This is a genomic window from Pontibacter brevis (assembly GCF_054779655.1).
In genome coordinates, this window is record NZ_BAAGXV010000011.1 from 13539 (window position 1) to 29812 (window position 16274).

The 16274-nt window shown below is 48.5% G+C and carries 14 protein-coding genes; 11 read left to right on the plus strand and 3 right to left on the minus strand.

The window, feature by feature from the left end; all coding sequences use genetic code 11:
• Window positions 1-85: 85 nt before the first annotated feature.
• Entirely contained in the window at window positions 86-874 is a 789-nt protein-coding gene (locus ACYVB1_RS02565; RefSeq protein ID WP_460920195.1) for a hypothetical protein, read from the minus strand.
• 191 nt (window positions 875-1065) lie between these two features.
• Here ACYVB1_RS02565 and ACYVB1_RS02570 point away from each other — a divergent pair, with 191 nt between their 5' ends.
• The 3 genes from ACYVB1_RS02570 (at window position 1066) to ACYVB1_RS02580 (ending at window position 3258) form a co-directional block, all read left to right on the plus strand.
• Window positions 1066-1800, plus strand: coding sequence for a DUF72 domain-containing protein (locus tag ACYVB1_RS02570; protein WP_460920198.1), 735 nt, complete (start codon window positions 1066-1068; stop codon window positions 1798-1800).
• Window positions 1801-1921: 121 nt separating this feature from the next.
• Window positions 1922-2938 carry an NAD(P)/FAD-dependent oxidoreductase gene (locus ACYVB1_RS02575; RefSeq protein ID WP_460920201.1) on the plus strand — a complete coding sequence of 339 codons (1017 nt, stop codon included), beginning with the start codon at window positions 1922-1924 and terminating at the stop codon, window positions 2936-2938.
• On the plus strand, window positions 2935-3258 hold the full coding sequence (locus ACYVB1_RS02580) for a 2Fe-2S iron-sulfur cluster-binding protein (RefSeq protein WP_460920203.1): 324 nt from the start codon (window positions 2935-2937) through the stop codon (window positions 3256-3258). The genes ACYVB1_RS02575 and ACYVB1_RS02580 overlap by 4 nt, the downstream gene beginning before the upstream one ends.
• Window positions 3259-3341: 83 nt before the next feature.
• Here the strand turns inward: ACYVB1_RS02580 and ACYVB1_RS02585 are convergent, their stop codons facing one another.
• Both ACYVB1_RS02585 and ACYVB1_RS02590 read right to left on the minus strand, forming a co-directional pair.
• On the minus strand, window positions 3342-4082 hold the full coding sequence (locus ACYVB1_RS02585; RefSeq protein WP_460920205.1) for a (Fe-S)-binding protein: 741 nt from the start codon (window positions 4080-4082) through the stop codon (window positions 3342-3344).
• Between the two features lie 2 nt (window positions 4083-4084).
• Window positions 4085-4930 carry a hydroxymethylglutaryl-CoA lyase gene (locus ACYVB1_RS02590; protein ID WP_460920208.1) on the minus strand — a complete coding sequence of 282 codons (846 nt, stop codon included), beginning with the start codon at window positions 4928-4930 and terminating at the stop codon, window positions 4085-4087.
• 162 nt (window positions 4931-5092) lie between these two features.
• Here ACYVB1_RS02590 and ACYVB1_RS02595 point away from each other — a divergent pair, with 162 nt between their 5' ends.
• From ACYVB1_RS02595 to ACYVB1_RS02630, 8 genes are all read left to right on the plus strand, one after another.
• On the plus strand, window positions 5093-6520 hold the full coding sequence (locus ACYVB1_RS02595) for an aldehyde dehydrogenase (protein ID WP_460920210.1): 1428 nt from the start codon (window positions 5093-5095) through the stop codon (window positions 6518-6520).
• Between the two features lie 144 nt (window positions 6521-6664).
• Complete coding sequence (locus ACYVB1_RS02600; RefSeq protein ID WP_460920212.1) at window positions 6665-7060, plus strand: hypothetical protein; 396 nt, start codon at window positions 6665-6667, stop codon at window positions 7058-7060.
• A 78-nt stretch (window positions 7061-7138) separates the two neighbouring features.
• The gene (locus ACYVB1_RS02605) at window positions 7139-8197 is read left to right on the plus strand and encodes a CNNM domain-containing protein (protein ID WP_460920214.1); all 1059 of its coding nucleotides are present in this window, start codon (window positions 7139-7141) and stop codon (window positions 8195-8197) included.
• 1393 nt (window positions 8198-9590) lie between these two features.
• A complete protein-coding gene (locus ACYVB1_RS02610) occupies window positions 9591-12785 on the plus strand; it encodes a PA14 domain-containing protein (RefSeq protein WP_460920216.1) in 3195 nt (1064 codons plus the stop codon).
• Window positions 12786-13053: 268 nt separating this feature from the next.
• A complete protein-coding gene (murB, locus tag ACYVB1_RS02615) occupies window positions 13054-14070 on the plus strand; it encodes a UDP-N-acetylmuramate dehydrogenase (RefSeq protein WP_460920219.1) in 1017 nt (338 codons plus the stop codon).
• Between the two features lie 257 nt (window positions 14071-14327).
• On the plus strand, window positions 14328-14810 hold the full coding sequence (locus ACYVB1_RS02620) for a lipocalin family protein (RefSeq protein ID WP_460920221.1): 483 nt from the start codon (window positions 14328-14330) through the stop codon (window positions 14808-14810).
• A 333-nt stretch (window positions 14811-15143) separates the two neighbouring features.
• A complete protein-coding gene (locus ACYVB1_RS02625) occupies window positions 15144-15476 on the plus strand; it encodes a lipocalin-like domain-containing protein (RefSeq protein ID WP_460920224.1) in 333 nt (110 codons plus the stop codon).
• Between the two features lie 283 nt (window positions 15477-15759).
• The gene (locus ACYVB1_RS02630; RefSeq protein WP_460920226.1) at window positions 15760-16173 is read left to right on the plus strand and encodes a hypothetical protein; all 414 of its coding nucleotides are present in this window, start codon (window positions 15760-15762) and stop codon (window positions 16171-16173) included.
• Window positions 16174-16274: the final 101 nt, after the last annotated feature.

Genomic DNA, 16274 nt, shown 5'->3' on the forward strand with positions numbered 1-16274 from the left:
CACGGTAGCTTCAGTTTACATCGCTGTCACCCGAAGCCTTCAAAAAGAAGTGCCCGCGTATGATGCGGGCATTTCTCCTGTTTTTCTATCTGTCGCGGCGGTCGCGGTTATAGCGGCTTCTGTCAAAGTCACTGTCTCTTCTCTCTCCCCGCTGGTCATAGTCACGGTCGTAAGCCGATCTGCCTTCCTGGTCTGAGCCCCTGTAGCTGTTCCGGCCGGAGGTGCCCCTCATGCGGTCTTCGTCGCGGTTGTTGTAGCCTGTAGAGCCGTAGCCTGTATGCCTGTACTCGTCGAAGCTGTTATCATACCCGGTGCTGCCACGGCCAGTGTCTCCAAAGTCGGTTCCTCTGTTTCCGGATCTTTCAATGCCTCCACGGTGGCGGGACTCATTGTTGCGGTTTACGTAGTCGTTGTAGTCCCTGCCGTCAGCAAAACTACCGTAGTTACGGCTGCTGTAATCTGCAAAGTTTCCGTAACCGTTTCGCACATTCTCAGATTGGTTTCTGTCCCCGCCTAAATTGCGTGGGCCCTGCATGCGGGATGAGCCGTAGTTAGAGTGGCCGTAGGCAGAACCACCGCCGTAGGTGCTGCCGCCTTCGCCATAGCGGGTGCCTCCGCTGTAATCGCCTTGTGCACTTGCCCCGAAGGTAGAGCGGCTATAATCATCGTCGCGGCTGCCCTCGTTGTGACGGTCTCTGTAGCTGGTGAACTCACTGTTCCTGTCACGGTTAGACGAACGATATTGTTCATGGTTTACCTGGTTGTTTCTGTTGTTGCTATCGCCTTGCCCCCTTTCACGGCGCGACCCGTCTTCGTTGAAGTCGGCGTAGTGGTTGCGGTATGAGCGGTTGTTATTATCATCGTTTCTGTTCATAGCTTTCGTTTTTTAAGTCAAATATTTACCTGTTATAACGAAGCCCCCAGGTGCCATGTTTTATTCTTCCCTTTCCAGGTATCCTATTCTGCGTCTTCACTGCCTGCATTCAGAACCACAGAATCCGGCCCCTGCAAACTAAGGTGGTTCTATAAAAGTATAACCCCTGAATTAACTTATGGCACAGACGCATGGAACAACAGATTCACATTGGCACTTCAGGCTGGCACTATAAACACTGGATGGGGACCTTCTACCCCCCGGAGGTAAAGCAGAAAGGTTTCACGGATTATTACACGCGCTTTTTCAGGAGTGTGGAGATAAACAACTCCTTTTATAAACTCCCCTCTGCCGAAACGTTTGGCAACTGGCGCGCCTCTGTGCCCGACGACTTTCTTTTTGCGGTGAAAGCCAGCCGCTTTATCACGCACATGAAAAAGCTGAAGGACCCGCAGGAAAGCATTGCCCGTTTTTTTAACAACGTAAACGCGCTGGAGGAGAAACTAGGCCCTATCCTGTTTCAGTTGCCCCCGGGCTGGAGCGTAAATGTTGACCGGCTACGTGATTTCCTGACCCTGCTGCCCCCCTACTACAAGTATACGTTCGAGTTCCGGCATCACAGCTGGTACAATCCGCAAGTATTGGACCTGCTTCGAAACTTTAATGCCGCTTTTTGTATTTATGAACTGGAATGGCACATGTCGCCGATGGAGGTAACGGCAGACTTTGTGTATGTGCGGCTGCACGGGCCGGAGGGAAAATACTCCGGCAGCTACAGTGAAGAGACCCTGCGGTGGTGGGCAGGCAACTGCCTCAACTGGAAGAACCAAGGCTTACAGGTATACATATATTTTGACAATGACCAGTCGGGCTACGCTGCCTTTAATGCGAAGCGGCTGCAGGAAATTGTACAGGAGCAGGGATAAAAGCTGTAAATTGTACTGAGGCAAAACCAGAAGCCGGATAAAACCTGAATTTTTCTGTGTAAGCTGCCATTTCAATATTAAATTTGCCTCCACAACATTTGTTGCAACAAAAATTAACGTAATGAACAGAATAACAACTGATATATGCATCGTAGGGGCTGGCCCGGTAGGCTTGTTTGCCGTATTTGAGGCAGGCCTTCTGAAGATGCGCTGCCATGTAGTGGACGCACTGCCTGCCGTGGGCGGTCAGCTCTCTGAGATATACCCTAAAAAACCGATATACGACATACCTGGTTTCCCTGAAGTATTAGCGGGCGACCTGATTAAAAACCTGGAGCAGCAGATAGCACCTTTCCACCCTACTTTTACGCTGGGTGAGCGTGTGGAGCACCTGGACAAGCAGGAAGACGGGTCTTTTATAGTAACCACAGTAGATGGCACGGAGATAGCCTGCAAGGTGGTGGTGATAGCCGGTGGCCTGGGTTCTTTTGAGCCCCGCAAGCCTGCCATCGAGAACCTGGAGAAGTACGAGGGCAATGGTGTGACGTATATGGTGCGCGACCCGGAGCATTTCCGCGACAAGCGTGTGGTGCTGGCCGGTGGTGGCGACTCCGCACTTGACTGGGCTATTTACTTGTCCGGCCTGTGTAAGGAACTGACGCTGGTGCACCGTGGCACTACTTTCAGGGGTGCCCCTGAGTCGGCTGAAAAAGTAGTAAGCCTGGCAGAGGAAGGCAAGCTTAACCTGATTCTGAAATCCAACGTGACGGAAGTGCACGGAGGTGATAGCCTGGAGAAGGTAACGGTGGTCGTAGACAATGCAGCTCCGCTTGAGATAGAGGCAGATTACTTCATCCCGCTTTTCGGCCTGGTGCCAAAGCTGGGGCCTTTAGAAAACTGGGGACTGGAGTTGGAGAAAAACGCCATTGTGGTGAACACAGAGGATTACTCTACCAACATACCGGGAGTATACGCCATCGGCGACATTAACACCTACCCTGGCAAGCTGAAGCTTATCCTGTGTGGTTTCCATGAGTCGGCCCTGATGGCGCAGAGTGCGTACAACATCATTAACCCAGGCAAGAAGTTTGTACTGAAATACACCACTGTGAACGGTATACAGGAACTACAGGCATGACAGATTCAATAAACATTTATGTGGAGCAGGACAACGGCGAGCGCATCGCCCTTGAAGCTCCGACGGACATGGGCCTTTCGGTGATGGAAGTGCTCAAAGCAAATGAGTTTGAGGTGCAGGCCGTATGCGGTGGCATGGCCATCTGTGCCACCTGCCACGTGGAGGTGCTGCAGAGCGGCGAATTACCAGAAATGAGCGACGATGAGGCTTATATGCTGGAAACGCTTCCGCACGCCACTGAAAGCAGCCGCCTGAGCTGCCAGCTGCGGGTAAACCCCGAGTTGGATGGTCTGGTGGTGCGCATCATGCCGGAGGCTTAGTAAGAAGCAAGTACTAATTCTAATTAAAGAAGGCCTGAGCAGTATTTGCCCAGGCCTTCTCTGTTTTATAGCGGCTCACGAACTTACCACCCACTGGCCAGCACGTCCGCAATGTGCATCGTCTTAATCGGCTTGTTCTGCTTCTGAATATAAGCTTCGAGATGCATCAGGCAGCTGCTGTCCGTTGACACAATGTAGTCGGCACCGGTGGCAATGGCATTCTCAACCTTCTGCTCGGCCATGGCCGTGGAAATAGCCTCGAACTTTACGGCGAAGGTACCACCAAAGCCGCAGCAAGTCTCGCTATCCTCCATTTCTACCATTTCCAGCCCCTGTACCTTACTGAGCAGGGCGCGGGGCCCCTCTTTGATGCCGCATTCGCGCAGGGCACTGCAGGAGTCGTGGTACGTAAACTTTCCTTGTAGGGCAGCGCCCGGTATAGCCGTCACTCCCAGCACATCTGTCAGAAACTCCGTCAGTTCATACACCTTCTTCTGCATGGCGCGGTACTTCACAAGCTTCGAAGATTTCACGAAAATATCCTGGTAGGCGTTGCGCACCATACCCACGCAGGAGGCAGACGGGGCTACAATGTAATGGGAAGTTTCATTTGAGAAATCATCCAGAAACTTGTTGGCCACTTCCCGGGCTTCGTCAAAAAAACCGGCATTGAAAGCAGGCTGACCGCAGCAGGTTTGGTTTGGATTGTAGTTTACCTCACAACCAACTTTCTCCAGCACCTTCACCATGTTCATGCCTGTTTCCGGAAAAAGCTGGTCTACAAAACACGGAATAAATATATCTACAATTATTCTTCTTGCCATAGTTAGGAAAACACAGCGCCCGACTGGGTCATTGCGGATGCAAACGCTGCTTTGTTCAGGTTCAAATTTAAACCAATATTTTCGAAGTAAGCGATCAAATTTTCAGTAGGCATGTTCCCAACCAGTTCGTCTTTTGCCATAGGGCAACCCCCATACCCCCTTACGGCACCATCAAAGCGGCGGCAACCGGCCTGGTAGGCAGCCTCCACCTTCTCCTGGCAGGTGGAGGGGGTAGTGTGCAGGTGCGCCCCAAACTCAATGTCTTGAAACGATGGAATAAGATGCTGAAACAGGTAGGTGATATTGGCCGGATCTGAAACGCCAATGGTATCAGACAAAGAAATAATCTTTACCTGGAGCCGGTGCAATTCCTCCACAAATTTTATCACCGTCTCCGCACCCCATGGGTCGTTGTATGGGTTGCCAAAGCCCATGGAGATATAGGTTACCAGGATTTTGCCGTGCTTGTGGCAGATGTCCTGGATCCGGGCCAGCTGTTGCATGGCCTCTGCTATGCTTTTGTTTGTATTGCGCTGCTGAAATGTCTCCGATACTGAAAGCGGAAACCCAAGGTAAGCTACTTCCCGGTGCTGGGCGGCATCCTCGGCTCCACGCACATTGGCAACAATGGCCAACAGTTTAGAGTTTGTCTCCTCCAGCTCCAGGTTGGCCAGCACCTCGGCAGTATCACGCATCTGCGGAATGGCTTTGGGCGAGACAAAACTACCAAAGTCAATCGTGTCGAAACCTACCTTTAAAAGCTGGTTGATGTATGCGATTTTCTGCTCTGTCGGTATAAACGCTTTGATGCCTTGCATGGCATCGCGGGGGCATTCAATTATTTTCATAGTGTGGCTTTTCGTCTTCCAGGCCACCTGGTGGCCTCCATCAAAGATACAAATTTAGAGGAAGCATCTGGTGTAAAATATACAGCGCAAAACTTTCTGGTACGGTTTTATTTACCTACATTAATCTACTTTTCCTGTGTTTTAAACAAAAGATTTAGCACAATGGCCTTACAAAACTTTGCTCATACCACAGCCTCTCCTATGGCAAGCGACCGGCAGCGCATAGAGCAGCTGGTTCAGAAGCAGCGTGCTTTCTTCGCTACCGGGAAAACACTGGAACTGCCGTTCCGCAAAGAGCAGCTCAGGAAGCTGCAGCAGGCAATCAGGAAGTATGAGCAGGAACTTTTTGACGCCATGTATGCCGACTTCCGCAAACCCGAGTTTGAGTCGTTCATCAGTGAGGTGGGGTTTGTGGAAACAGAATTAAAGCTCACGCTGAAGCAATCAGAAAAATGGGCGAAGCGCAGGCGGGTGAAGGATTCGCACATAAACTTTCCGTCACGCAGCTACATTTACTCCTCCCCTTACGGTGTCAACCTCATCATAGGGCCCTGGAACTACCCTTTCAACCTGCTGATGACGCCCCTTATAGGGGCCATGGCCGCAGGCAATTGTGTTATCCTCAAGCCCTCTGAACTGGCATCCAACACGTCTGCAGTTATTGCAAAACTCATCGGAGAGAACTTTGATGAAGGTTATATTGCAGCTGTAGAGGGCGGCGTAGAAACAACACAGCACCTGCTGGCACAACGTTTCGACCACATCTTTTTCACGGGCAGCACACGGGTAGGGCAGATAATTATGAAAGCTGCGGCAGAACACCTAACGCCGGTTACACTGGAACTGGGCGGAAAGAGCCCGACCATTGTAGCCGAAGATGCGGATCTGGAACTGGCAGCCCGCCGCATCACCTGGGGTAAGTTTCTGAATGCGGGCCAGACCTGTGTGGCCCCGGACTATCTACTCGTGCATGAGCAGGTAAAGGAGGAACTGGTACAACTCATTTCCCAATGCATTACTGACTTCTATGGCGACGAACCGGATAAGAGCCCTGATTTTGCCCGCATTGTTAACGACAGGCACTTTGAGCGGCTGCAGGCTTACCTGCAGAATGGTGTTGTGCGTGCAGGTGGGAAAACAGATGCGCAGCAACGGTACATATCACCAACCCTGCTGGACCAGGTGAGCTGGGAGCACCCGGTGATGCAGGAGGAGATATTTGGCCCTATCCTGCCTGTGCTAACCTACAGAAACCTGCAGGAAGCCATAGAAACTGTAAACAGAGGTGAAAATCCACTGGCGCTGTACTTCTTCTCCTCCAGCAAGAAAAAGCAGCAAATGGTGCTGCGTTGCACCCAGTTTGGGGGCGGGTGCATCAACGACACAGTTTCACACCTGGTTAACCCCAACCTGCCCTTCGGGGGCGTGGGCGGAAGCGGCATGGGCAGCTACCACGGCAAAAGCAGTTACGATGCCTTCTCGCACCAGAAGAGCGTACTGCACCGTGGCACATGGCTCGACCTGCCCCTGCGTTACCCGCCTTACCTGAACCGTTTGCCCCTGCTTCGCAAACTCTTTCACTGGCTGTAGCTGATAGTCAGCACCTTCTTATTTGGGTGTTTTTTGTTCAAACCTGGCCGCATTTATCTTCGTTTTTAAGGTAAAAGCCTGTTGCCAGGCTTTTACCGGCATCAGGCATGACATCTTGTATCACCTTTATACAAAAAAGAACAAATGGAAAATCTTGTAGAGTACCTTGATGAGTCGCTGGTACCGCTGGAGGAGAAGATAAAAACTTACCTGGACGTAGAGCATGCTATGCGCCTGCTGGAGGTTGAACTACTCTCGCTGCAAAGCATCGGTCCCGACTTCTCCCCGAACAGCCAGGACACTGAGCAGACAGGTTCAGAAGAAAGCTTCAGCAGGAAGTTAAACGATAAGGAGAAACGACTCGAAGAACTGGTAGCGTATTATAAGCAACTTCGCCAGGAGGTAATTGCTATGCTGCCTGAACAAAACAAGCTGTTTGAGCTGAACTTAGGTTACGGACCGAGCATGGTGGGGTACTTTACAATAGATAGTGAAACGCACCAGCCACTTCCTGAGCCAGTCCTCCGCATAGTACATTGATTCATGCTGCCGCCCTTGCGGCTGCCTCTGTTTTAGACTGTCGCTATTCGCTTTTTACTATTCCACGTAGTCAAACCAATGGGTTTACTTTTACTATACTTATCTATTGCACTTTTTTTCTCGTTTCTATGCTCCGTACTCGAAGCTGTCCTGCTCAGCATCACCCCTTCTTACATCAGCATAGCCGCTCAGGAAGATCCAAGCCTGGGCAAAGACCTGGAGAATTTTAAAAATAATGTTGACCGTCCACTGGCCGCCATTCTAACCCTCAACACCTTTGCCCACACCATTGGAGCGGCAGGCGTAGGAGCACAGGCACAGGCCATCTGGGGAGATGCTTACCTCTCCATCACCTCAGGCGTCCTGACCATTATCATCCTTATCTTCTCTGAGATCATACCCAAGACCATAGGTGCCAACCACTGGAGGCAGCTGGCTCCCTTCACTATTCGCACCCTCAAGATCATGATCTATTCGCCGCTGTACCCTATCATCATCCTGTCTCAGTTCATAACGCGGCGGCTCAAAAACGAAAAAAACCGCAGTGTACTTAGCCGGGCTGACTTTACAGCCATGGCAGAGATAGGCATAAAAGAAGGAATTTTTAAGACGGGAGAGTCGCAGATCATCCGGAACATCCTCCGGTTTAACAAAATAATGGTGCGCCATGTCATGACGCCACGCACCGTCATGGTAAGTGCGCAGCAAGATATGCCCATCATCGATTTTTTCAGAAGTTTCCCGGACCTGCGCTTCTCACGCATCCCTATTTATAAGGAGAACTTAGATGATGTATCTGGTTATGTGCTGAAGGATGAGGTAATGTATAAGCTCATCAACAACGACGGAGCACTTCCCCTTCGCACCATCGCCAGAAAAATTCAGGTGGTGCCAGAACATATGCCTATTCCTACCCTTTTTAACCGACTGCTGGAAAAGCAGGACCAGATTGCCCTGGTGGTGGACGAGTATGGCGGCACGGCAGGATTAATCAGCATTGAAGACATCATCGAAACCTTGCTCGGCATGGAGATCATAGATGAGATGGATCAGGTCGCAGACCTGCAGACATGGGCAAGAAACAATTGGGAGAAGCGCGCCAGGCGTTTGGGTTTCAGACCAGGAGAAGAGGTATAAGAGAAAGCTTACTACGCCAGAAACTGCCCCTGAATCGCATTTTTACTTAAAGAATGTTGGCATAAATTTTCAAGCCGTAGGCTGACCTTACAGGCTTTCCCTGCCTCCCGTTTTTTCCGGGCTAACAACGTACCCCGCCCGTTCCTTTCAGCAAAAATTGCACCGTTTGCAGCAAAAGATTAAAGTGGTTTCAGATTGCCTGGATCACAATTCAGAAGTTTTACCCTCTCTTTCTTGAAAATTTGTTTCTAAAACCAATGTTTAAACTGCCATTATAAGAAAATATGCGCACCTGTCAGAGCTTTTTTGCACTGTTTGCGAACCATATTTATATAACAAAATGGGGTAGCTTTCTACAAAGTGAGGAAAATGTCTACAATCCTGCTGCTTTCCTACATTTCGCCTCCCACAGCCTTATGCATACATACCATTGACATTTAGGAAGTTATAAAAGGTTGCCTTTACTGGCATAATTATTCCTAATAGGCTGCCAGAACTTTGGCATTAAAAAGACGATTCAGCATGTACAGAACTCCGGACTTAGCCACCCAACTGGTAACAACGGCGATGGCCCCAACACAATTAGGTATATAATGGGACTGAATAGCTGGTTACATAAAACAAAGTTACCATCAGATCGGCAGCCTTCCTTTTACGCACTGCCTGAAGAAGAGTTACCTTTTTACAAGGCTCAAAGCTCTTCTTCTGCTGCAAATGAAGCTTCAAAAGGTCGGTTTTATAGCACAATTAGTAAAGCTTGTTTTTACAGGCCCCACAAACTGACTTTCTGCTTTTCTCCTTCTTTGTTTTATATAATAGCACACTGTCTCACCGCTCTTACATGCTATATGAAAACGTTTCAAGAACCCACAATTCAAAACCAACTACCTCAATATGAAAAAACACATACACCTTAATTCTCCTAGTTATTCATCAGGTACTACGAAACCTGCAATATTATTTCTATTTTAATATTAAGGACTTTGTGGATTTTACCATTTTTTGCACCGTTTTTCGAAAAATATTTTTGAAGTTGTTTTTTGATATAAGTTTTGTTTTATAATATTAAACCACACAAGCTTATATCATTCATAAAATACAAGTTTGGTTAGCTAACACAGAACAGTTCTCTTGTACATTTTACTTCAAATAATTTATGAGACAGCAAAACTTTACCTGATAAATCCAATTAAAATCCGTGTTCATACATCATTATATCTATATTAATTAATTATAACGATTCTGTTAAAAAAGCTTAATTAGCTGTTTTTAATATATTACCAGTTGCTACGTTGATTCCGTTCAATTTTCCAGTTTCAGTAAAGCAACGCTCCGCCACCCCAGCCTTAACAAACTTTCTATAGTTCAATAAACCTTATTTGTCCTAAAACACATGAAACTCTTTACTAAACCTTCGCTTATCCTCCTGCTGATAAGTTATTTTTATGTATTTCAGTCCTACTCGCAGAGTATACCAGTCAGAACCGCCAATGAGTATGTGAAACCTTATTCTGGAGCACTCCAGGTAGGCAGTAACATGGGTGCCTTTGGAAACGGGTGGACTGATGAAAAACTTGTAGATGTCATGAGCAAGGCCGGAGGAGGCTCTCTAAGGCCTACCCTGCCGGAGCACTTTGTAGAAAGATGGGGCTATGGTATTCGTCTGGACGCTTTCAGAGGCTATGTAGGCAAATCCGGGATGTCTGAAATCACCTGCTTTATTGAGGGTCCTTCAGATGCACACCGTGATAAGACAGTTTACACCGGAACAGAATCTTCGAAGTTGTTTGCCAACATGTACGAGCCCATCTGGAATGCAGATGGCACAGTGAACGCCAACAATTACTATGCAATTTATGTGTACAAACTCATCCAGACATACGGTGACTACATCCGTTTCTGGGAAGTACTAAACGAGCCGGACCTGGGGTATGCAAACCGTTCAGAGTGGTTAACAAGAGCCCCTTATCCTTCAGAGTCAAACAACACAAAAGCTCCCTTCTTCCATTATGTGCGGATGCTGCGCATTACTTGGGAAGTAGTTAAAAAGTACAGCCCTGAAGATTATGTAACCACAGGAGGTATTGGCTATTCACAATACCTGGATGCCCTCCTGCGCTATACAGACAACCCGAACGGCGGCGCCGTTACCTCTCAATACCCGAACAAGGGTGGCGCCTATTTCGATGTAGTAAGCTACCACTACTATCCACAACACGCGCTTAAGTACTGGGATGGCACCATGATTTATACCCGTACCTCCGACTATGCCGCTGACAAGGTAATAGACCATAAAAAAGAGATGGAAGCCACTTTGAACAAGTATGGCTACAATGGTTCTACTTACCCTAAAAAAGAGTTCATCATAACAGAGACTGGTGTTACCCGCCGCACGGCAGACATACACGTCTCTTCTGATGAAATGCAGCGTAACTATGCGCTTAAAGTAATGGTGCAGGCTCACAAGAATGCAATCAGGCAGCTTTACTTCTTCACTATTGGTGAAAGCGATGACTGCCCGGCTCCAGGCTCAACCATACCCACTTCGAAAATGTATGGTAACATGGGCTTTTACGAAAACATGAGAAGAGATGCTCCGGGAAGTGAAAGAATGACCGACCAGGGTAAAGCTTTAAAAACTTTCAGCCTGCTTCTGGATGGTTACACCTATGACGCCTCCCGTACAGCAGCCCTTAACTTACCAAGCCAGACAGAGGGTGCCGCTTTCCGCAACGGCACAGACTATGTTTATGTGCTGTGGGCAAAAGCCCTGGTAGACACCAGAGAAACAGCCAGTGCCTCTTACTCTTTCCCATCAGGCTTGGGTATTTCCAGTGTGGATCGTTTTGAGTGGAACCACGCTTCCACCAACAGCTCTTCAAGGCAGTCTGCTTCAGGCATTACGCTAACGGGTTCACCTGCGTTCTTTAAGGCAGCTTCTACTACAACCATAACAAAGCAGTCGCAAACTATCAGTTTCCCGTCTATTCCTTCCAAGACGTACGGCGATGCTGACTTCACTATCAGTGCGACGGCATCTTCAGGCTTACCGGTGTCTTTCAGTACTGTATCCGGACCAGCCAGAATCACGGGCAGCACCATCACCTTAACAGGCAGCGGAACAGTAACAGTAGAGGCTACACAAAGTGGGAATACTACTTATAATGCCGCTACCCCTGTTCGCCAGAGCTTCAGTGTAAGTACTGCTACTGTTGATCCAAGTGCGGCTAACTGCTCAGCCACAGGCTCGATTTTACGTGAGCAGTGGGACGGTGTTTCCGGAGGCAGTGTGTCTGATATCCCACTGAACACAGCGCCTAGCAGCACCAGTCAACTGAACCTGTTTGAGGCACCAAGCGGCGTGGGCAACTACTACGGTGCCCGCGTGAGGGGCTACATCTGCCCTCCGCAGACCGGGGACTACACCTTCTACATCGCCGGTGATGACAACGCCGAGCTGTGGCTGAGCTCTGATGATAATCCTTCCAACAAGAGAAAGATTGCCTCCGTAACCGGCTGGACCTACGCCCGTCAGTGGAACAAGTATGCTTCTCAGAAGTCTGCTGCAGTGCGCCTGGAGGCAGGTAAGCGCTACTACATCGAGGCCCTGCACAAAGAAGCCGCAGGTGGCGATAACCTGGCTGTGGCCTGGACCATGCCTGACGGAAGAATGGAGGCTCCAATAGCGGGTAGCAGACTTTCTCCTTACACCGGAACAACAGATGCAGCACTGGCACCATCTGAGCCGACTCCTACAGAACCAACTGAACCAACTGAACCAACTTCCTGCTCTGCTACGGGCAGCATCCTGCGCGAGCAGTGGGACGGTGTTTCCGGAGGCAGTGTGTCTGATATCCCAGTGGACAGGACACCTAGCAGCACCAGCCAGTTGAGAGTATTAGAGACGACCAGCGGCCTGGGTTACAACTACGGTGCCCGCGTGAGGGGCTACATCTGCCCTCCGCAGACCGGGGACTACACCTTCTACATCGCCGGTGATGACAACGCCGAGCTGTGGCTGAGCTCTGATGATAATCCTTCCAACAAGAGAAAGATTGCCTCCGTAACCGGCTGGACCTACGCCCGCCAGTGGAACAAGTACAGTTCGCAGAAGTCTGCCCCTGTGCGCCTGGAGACCGGCAAGCGCTACTACATCGAGGTGCTGCACAAGCAGGGAGGACAGGGCGACAACATGGCTGTGGCCTGGACCATGCCTGACGGAAGAATGGAGGCCCCGGTAGCCGGAAGCAGGCTCTCCCCTGTTATGTCTGCCTCCACAAGTTCCGGCCTGACTGGCGCCTCTGAACTGGCAGGCCCACTGCAGGACGAGGCTGAGCTGAAAGCTTACCCGAACCCGTTCACCACCGACGCCACTGTGCAGTTCACGCTCACAGACGCAGGAGAAGTGTCGCTGGAGTTGTATGACGTACAGGGCAGAAGGGTGCGCAGCCTCTACAAGGGCGCAGCAGAGGCCAATGCCACGCGCAGCTTTGAGCTGAGCGCGGAGGGACTGACCCGCGGTGTGTACATCATCAGGCTCGTGACAGGCGCTAAAGTCATCACGCAGAAAATAGTGCTGGAGAAATAACCTCCACAGCACCCCTGCCTCAAAAACCCGCTCCGGAATACCGGAGCGGGTTTTTGTTTTTATCAGCCCAGAACATTTTGTCCTTTATCTGATTCATTTGAAACAGGCTTATATTCAGTGTGGGTGGCGTTCCTTAAACAGACAATGCAAAGGAGCCTGTTGCCGTTAAAGGGGCTAACATAAACCATCCCTTCGGATGGCTGCCTAATTGCACTGCACCTCTTTTAACTCTTACCACACAGAGCTACCTTTGTGAAAACATCCGCTTATGAAACTGCAGCCTGATTTTCCGCTGAAACCTTACAACACCTTTGGCATTGAAGCCAAAGCAAAACTCTTCGCTCGCTTCGAAAGTGTGGAGGAACTGCAAACGCTCTTACAGATGCCGGAGCTCCGGCAGGAGGAAAAGCTGGTTTTAGGAGGGGGCAGCAACCTTCTTTTCACAAAGGATTTTGACGGGGTGGTGCTGCAAAACGGCATCAAAGGCATAAGGGTGCTGGATGAAGATGAGGCGCATGTTTTTATTCAAGCCGGAGGCGGTGAAGTGTGGCACGACTTTGTGCTGTACGCCTTGCAGCAGAACTATGGAGGAGTGGAGAATCTTTCACTTATACCGGGCACAGTGGGAGCTGCTCCGCTGCAAAACATTGGGGCTTATGGTGTAGAACTGAAGGACATCTTTCATGAACTGGAGGCCGTGCATTTGCAGACAGCAGAAGTACACACGTTTGATAACGCTTCCTGCAAGTTCGGTTACCGGGAGAGTGTCTTTAAAAACGAACTGAAGGGGCAGTACATAGTCACCGCCGTAACCTTTAAACTGCACAAGCAGCATACCCTCAACACCTCCTACGGTGCTATCACCTCAACGCTGGAAGAGATGCAGGTGCAGCAACCCAGTATTCAGGATGTGAGTGCAGCTGTTTGCCATATCCGGCAGAGCAAGCTCCCGGATCCAAAACAAATCGGGAACGCCGGCAGCTTTTTCAAAAATCCGGAGATTCCGCTGGAGCAGTATCAGCAGTTAAAAGAAAAATATGCTACAATGCCCTCCTACCCTGTTTCGGACACCACTGTAAAAGTGCCGGCTGGCTGGCTGATAGAGCAGTGTGGCTGGAAAGGGAAAGTGCTTGGAAACTATGGGGTACACAAGAACCAGGCACTCGTGCTGGTTAACTATGGCGGCGCAAAAGGGGAGCAGGTGCGTCAACTGGCATACGACATCATCGAATCTGTGGAGCAGCAGTTTGGCATACAGCTGCACCCGGAGGTGAACATTTTATAATTTGTACTTTTCCTGTTAATGTATAAAAGAAGCATCTTTTCTTTCAAAATACCGTTTCCACAATATTAAGGTAAAAAACAACAGGGAAAATTAAGAAATCTGTACGCCAGCACTTGTAAAGCCAGGTGTGATGGCATTCGCCAATCTTTTGATGCCTGCGAAGGTGAGAAAGAACACGCTCTGCTCTTCTTCCCGGTTAAGAAATTAAAAGACATTATACTGGCGGAACACGTATAACATTCAAACTAAAACATACTATGAAAAAGCTACACCTATTTGCCTTGCTAATGATGGCATTGTGCACCCTTACCCTTTCAAGTTGTAAAGACGACGAGGAAGATGTCTCCCCTAACGTGGGCTTTTTAACTTCCGGAGAATGGAAAGGAGATGCCATCTATGTTAGTAACACACCTATCCGGACACTTATTGAATTACTGGCGCCAAATGATATAAAGGAGGAGTTAAAAGCGCAGACAGATATTTCTGGCTGGAGATTTAACTTTGAAAGAAACGGCAACTTTACTGCGTCCGGTAGCGGTACTGCCGGATCCGGCAAATGGAGGTTTGAGGATAATGAACAGGTGCTTGTACTGACTGACGAAGACAATGCAGAGCAAAGATTCCGTATTAAGAAAATCAGCGCAACAGAGTTAAACCTGGAAGCCAATGTGGAAGACTTCGGCTTTTCCCCTGATGATGTTTTCGACATTCAGACCTTTGAAATACGTTTAAAAAGATAGTGCCCGTTGGTAATTCCCTATAGGCACACAAGATAAACAGCTCCCCATGAAGGAGCTGTTTTTGCTTTAAAAGGTAGCTAAGTTCATATACCTGAAGGTTCCAATCACAGCCATCGTCTCCCGCTGTTGGGTAACACAAGTTTAAATGCAGGCACACAAAGAGCAACATAATTGGCTTTTGGCAAGTACCTATCTATATAGCTTCGCTCAGAACACTTTATCCTAAACAAAATGAACAAATTCAGATCCTTTTATTTTTTCGTCGCCACGTTATGCCTCATTTCTTTTACAAGCTGTAATAATGATGAAGATACTGAACCCTCAGATCAGGCTTTGCTTACAGCAGGAGAATGGCAGGGCTCCAGGGTATATGTAGATAACCAGGATTTCACACAGTACTTCCGCGACTCAATTGAATTCGACGTAACTGAATTCTCCTATAGGTTTGACGACAACGGTGAGTATCGCCAGACATACGGACGCACCATACTGGGAACCTGGGAATTTTCGGACATAGACCCGGAGCAAATTGTACTGGACAGAGGAGAGTCTTACGAATCAAGGGTGACAATCAATGAGCTGTCTGCAACAGAACTCCACCTGGAGAGTACCGGTTGGTTTGGCCCACAGGCCCCACCCATCGAAATAAGATTTACACGCCCCTAAGTATTTCAAAGGCTCCATCTTCGGAGCCTTTTTTATTTATAGCTATTCAACCCGTATAATCCGGAACAAGAGTCAGTAAAGGAAACTTAGCTTCTATTTATAATCCAAATCTCTCCACTAAAATACAGGCTCATTGCTTGCTTCATATAGGTGTTTTATATATACTGCTACACAATTAAACTCAACACATAACAGAGCCACCAATTCGCAATAAAGTTATACTGTTTGCTTACATAATATTAATATACATCAAACATACCTACTAAAGTGCAATGACCATCTTATGAAGACCCTGAGACAAATCCCCCTCCTGCTCGCCTTTTTCTTTATGCTTACCCTACTTAGCTGTAGTAAAGAGGAAGCGGACACTGTTTCCCCAAATGTTTCATTTTTGACCGCTGGCGTATGGACAGGAAGTGCAGTTCATTATAACGGGCAAGACCAAACAAATTCGTTTGAAGAGTCAAACGCAATTGAATGGAGCAACTACACGGCTAAATTTCATAAAGACGGCACTTATGCTGAATATTACGACGGCAACACTTTAGTAGAAGGTGTGTGGGAATTCGAAAATAACGAGCGGGTAATCGTGTTCGATAGAAACAAAGAAGACGAGTACAAAGTTGTTATCTCGAAACTGGATGATGATGAACTCTGGTACATTCAATCTGGCATTGAGTTCAGATTAAAAAGATAAGAATTCTCCCTGGCTCTCACTTTTTGAGTGAATACTTTTTGTAAAACAAACCTGTACATAAACAGCGAAGGCTCCTCATGAGGAGCCTTCGCTGTTTATAG

What these genes read in the sequence shown, in the direction of transcription:
- ACYVB1_RS02565 (WP_460920195.1), bottom strand. Translation starts at nt 874, where the DNA reads ATGAACAGAAACGATGATAATAACAACCGCTCATACCGCAACCACTAC.
- ACYVB1_RS02570 (WP_460920198.1), top strand. Translation starts at nt 1,066, where the DNA reads ATGGAACAACAGATTCACATTGGCACTTCAGGCTGGCACTATAAACAC.
- ACYVB1_RS02575 (WP_460920201.1), top strand. Translation starts at nt 1,922, where the DNA reads ATGAACAGAATAACAACTGATATATGCATCGTAGGGGCTGGCCCGGTA.
- ACYVB1_RS02580 (WP_460920203.1), top strand. Translation starts at nt 2,935, where the DNA reads ATGACAGATTCAATAAACATTTATGTGGAGCAGGACAACGGCGAGCGC.
- ACYVB1_RS02585 (WP_460920205.1), bottom strand. Translation starts at nt 4,082, where the DNA reads ATGGCAAGAAGAATAATTGTAGATATATTTATTCCGTGTTTTGTAGAC.
- ACYVB1_RS02590 (WP_460920208.1), bottom strand. Translation starts at nt 4,930, where the DNA reads ATGAAAATAATTGAATGCCCCCGCGATGCCATGCAAGGCATCAAAGCG.
- ACYVB1_RS02595 (WP_460920210.1), top strand. Translation starts at nt 5,093, where the DNA reads ATGGCCTTACAAAACTTTGCTCATACCACAGCCTCTCCTATGGCAAGC.
- ACYVB1_RS02600 (WP_460920212.1), top strand. Translation starts at nt 6,665, where the DNA reads ATGGAAAATCTTGTAGAGTACCTTGATGAGTCGCTGGTACCGCTGGAG.
- ACYVB1_RS02605 (WP_460920214.1), top strand. Translation starts at nt 7,139, where the DNA reads ATGGGTTTACTTTTACTATACTTATCTATTGCACTTTTTTTCTCGTTT.
- ACYVB1_RS02610 (WP_460920216.1), top strand. Translation starts at nt 9,591, where the DNA reads ATGAAACTCTTTACTAAACCTTCGCTTATCCTCCTGCTGATAAGTTAT.
- murB (WP_460920219.1), top strand. Translation starts at nt 13,054, where the DNA reads ATGAAACTGCAGCCTGATTTTCCGCTGAAACCTTACAACACCTTTGGC.
- ACYVB1_RS02620 (WP_460920221.1), top strand. Translation starts at nt 14,328, where the DNA reads ATGAAAAAGCTACACCTATTTGCCTTGCTAATGATGGCATTGTGCACC.
- ACYVB1_RS02630 (WP_460920226.1), top strand. Translation starts at nt 15,760, where the DNA reads ATGAAGACCCTGAGACAAATCCCCCTCCTGCTCGCCTTTTTCTTTATG.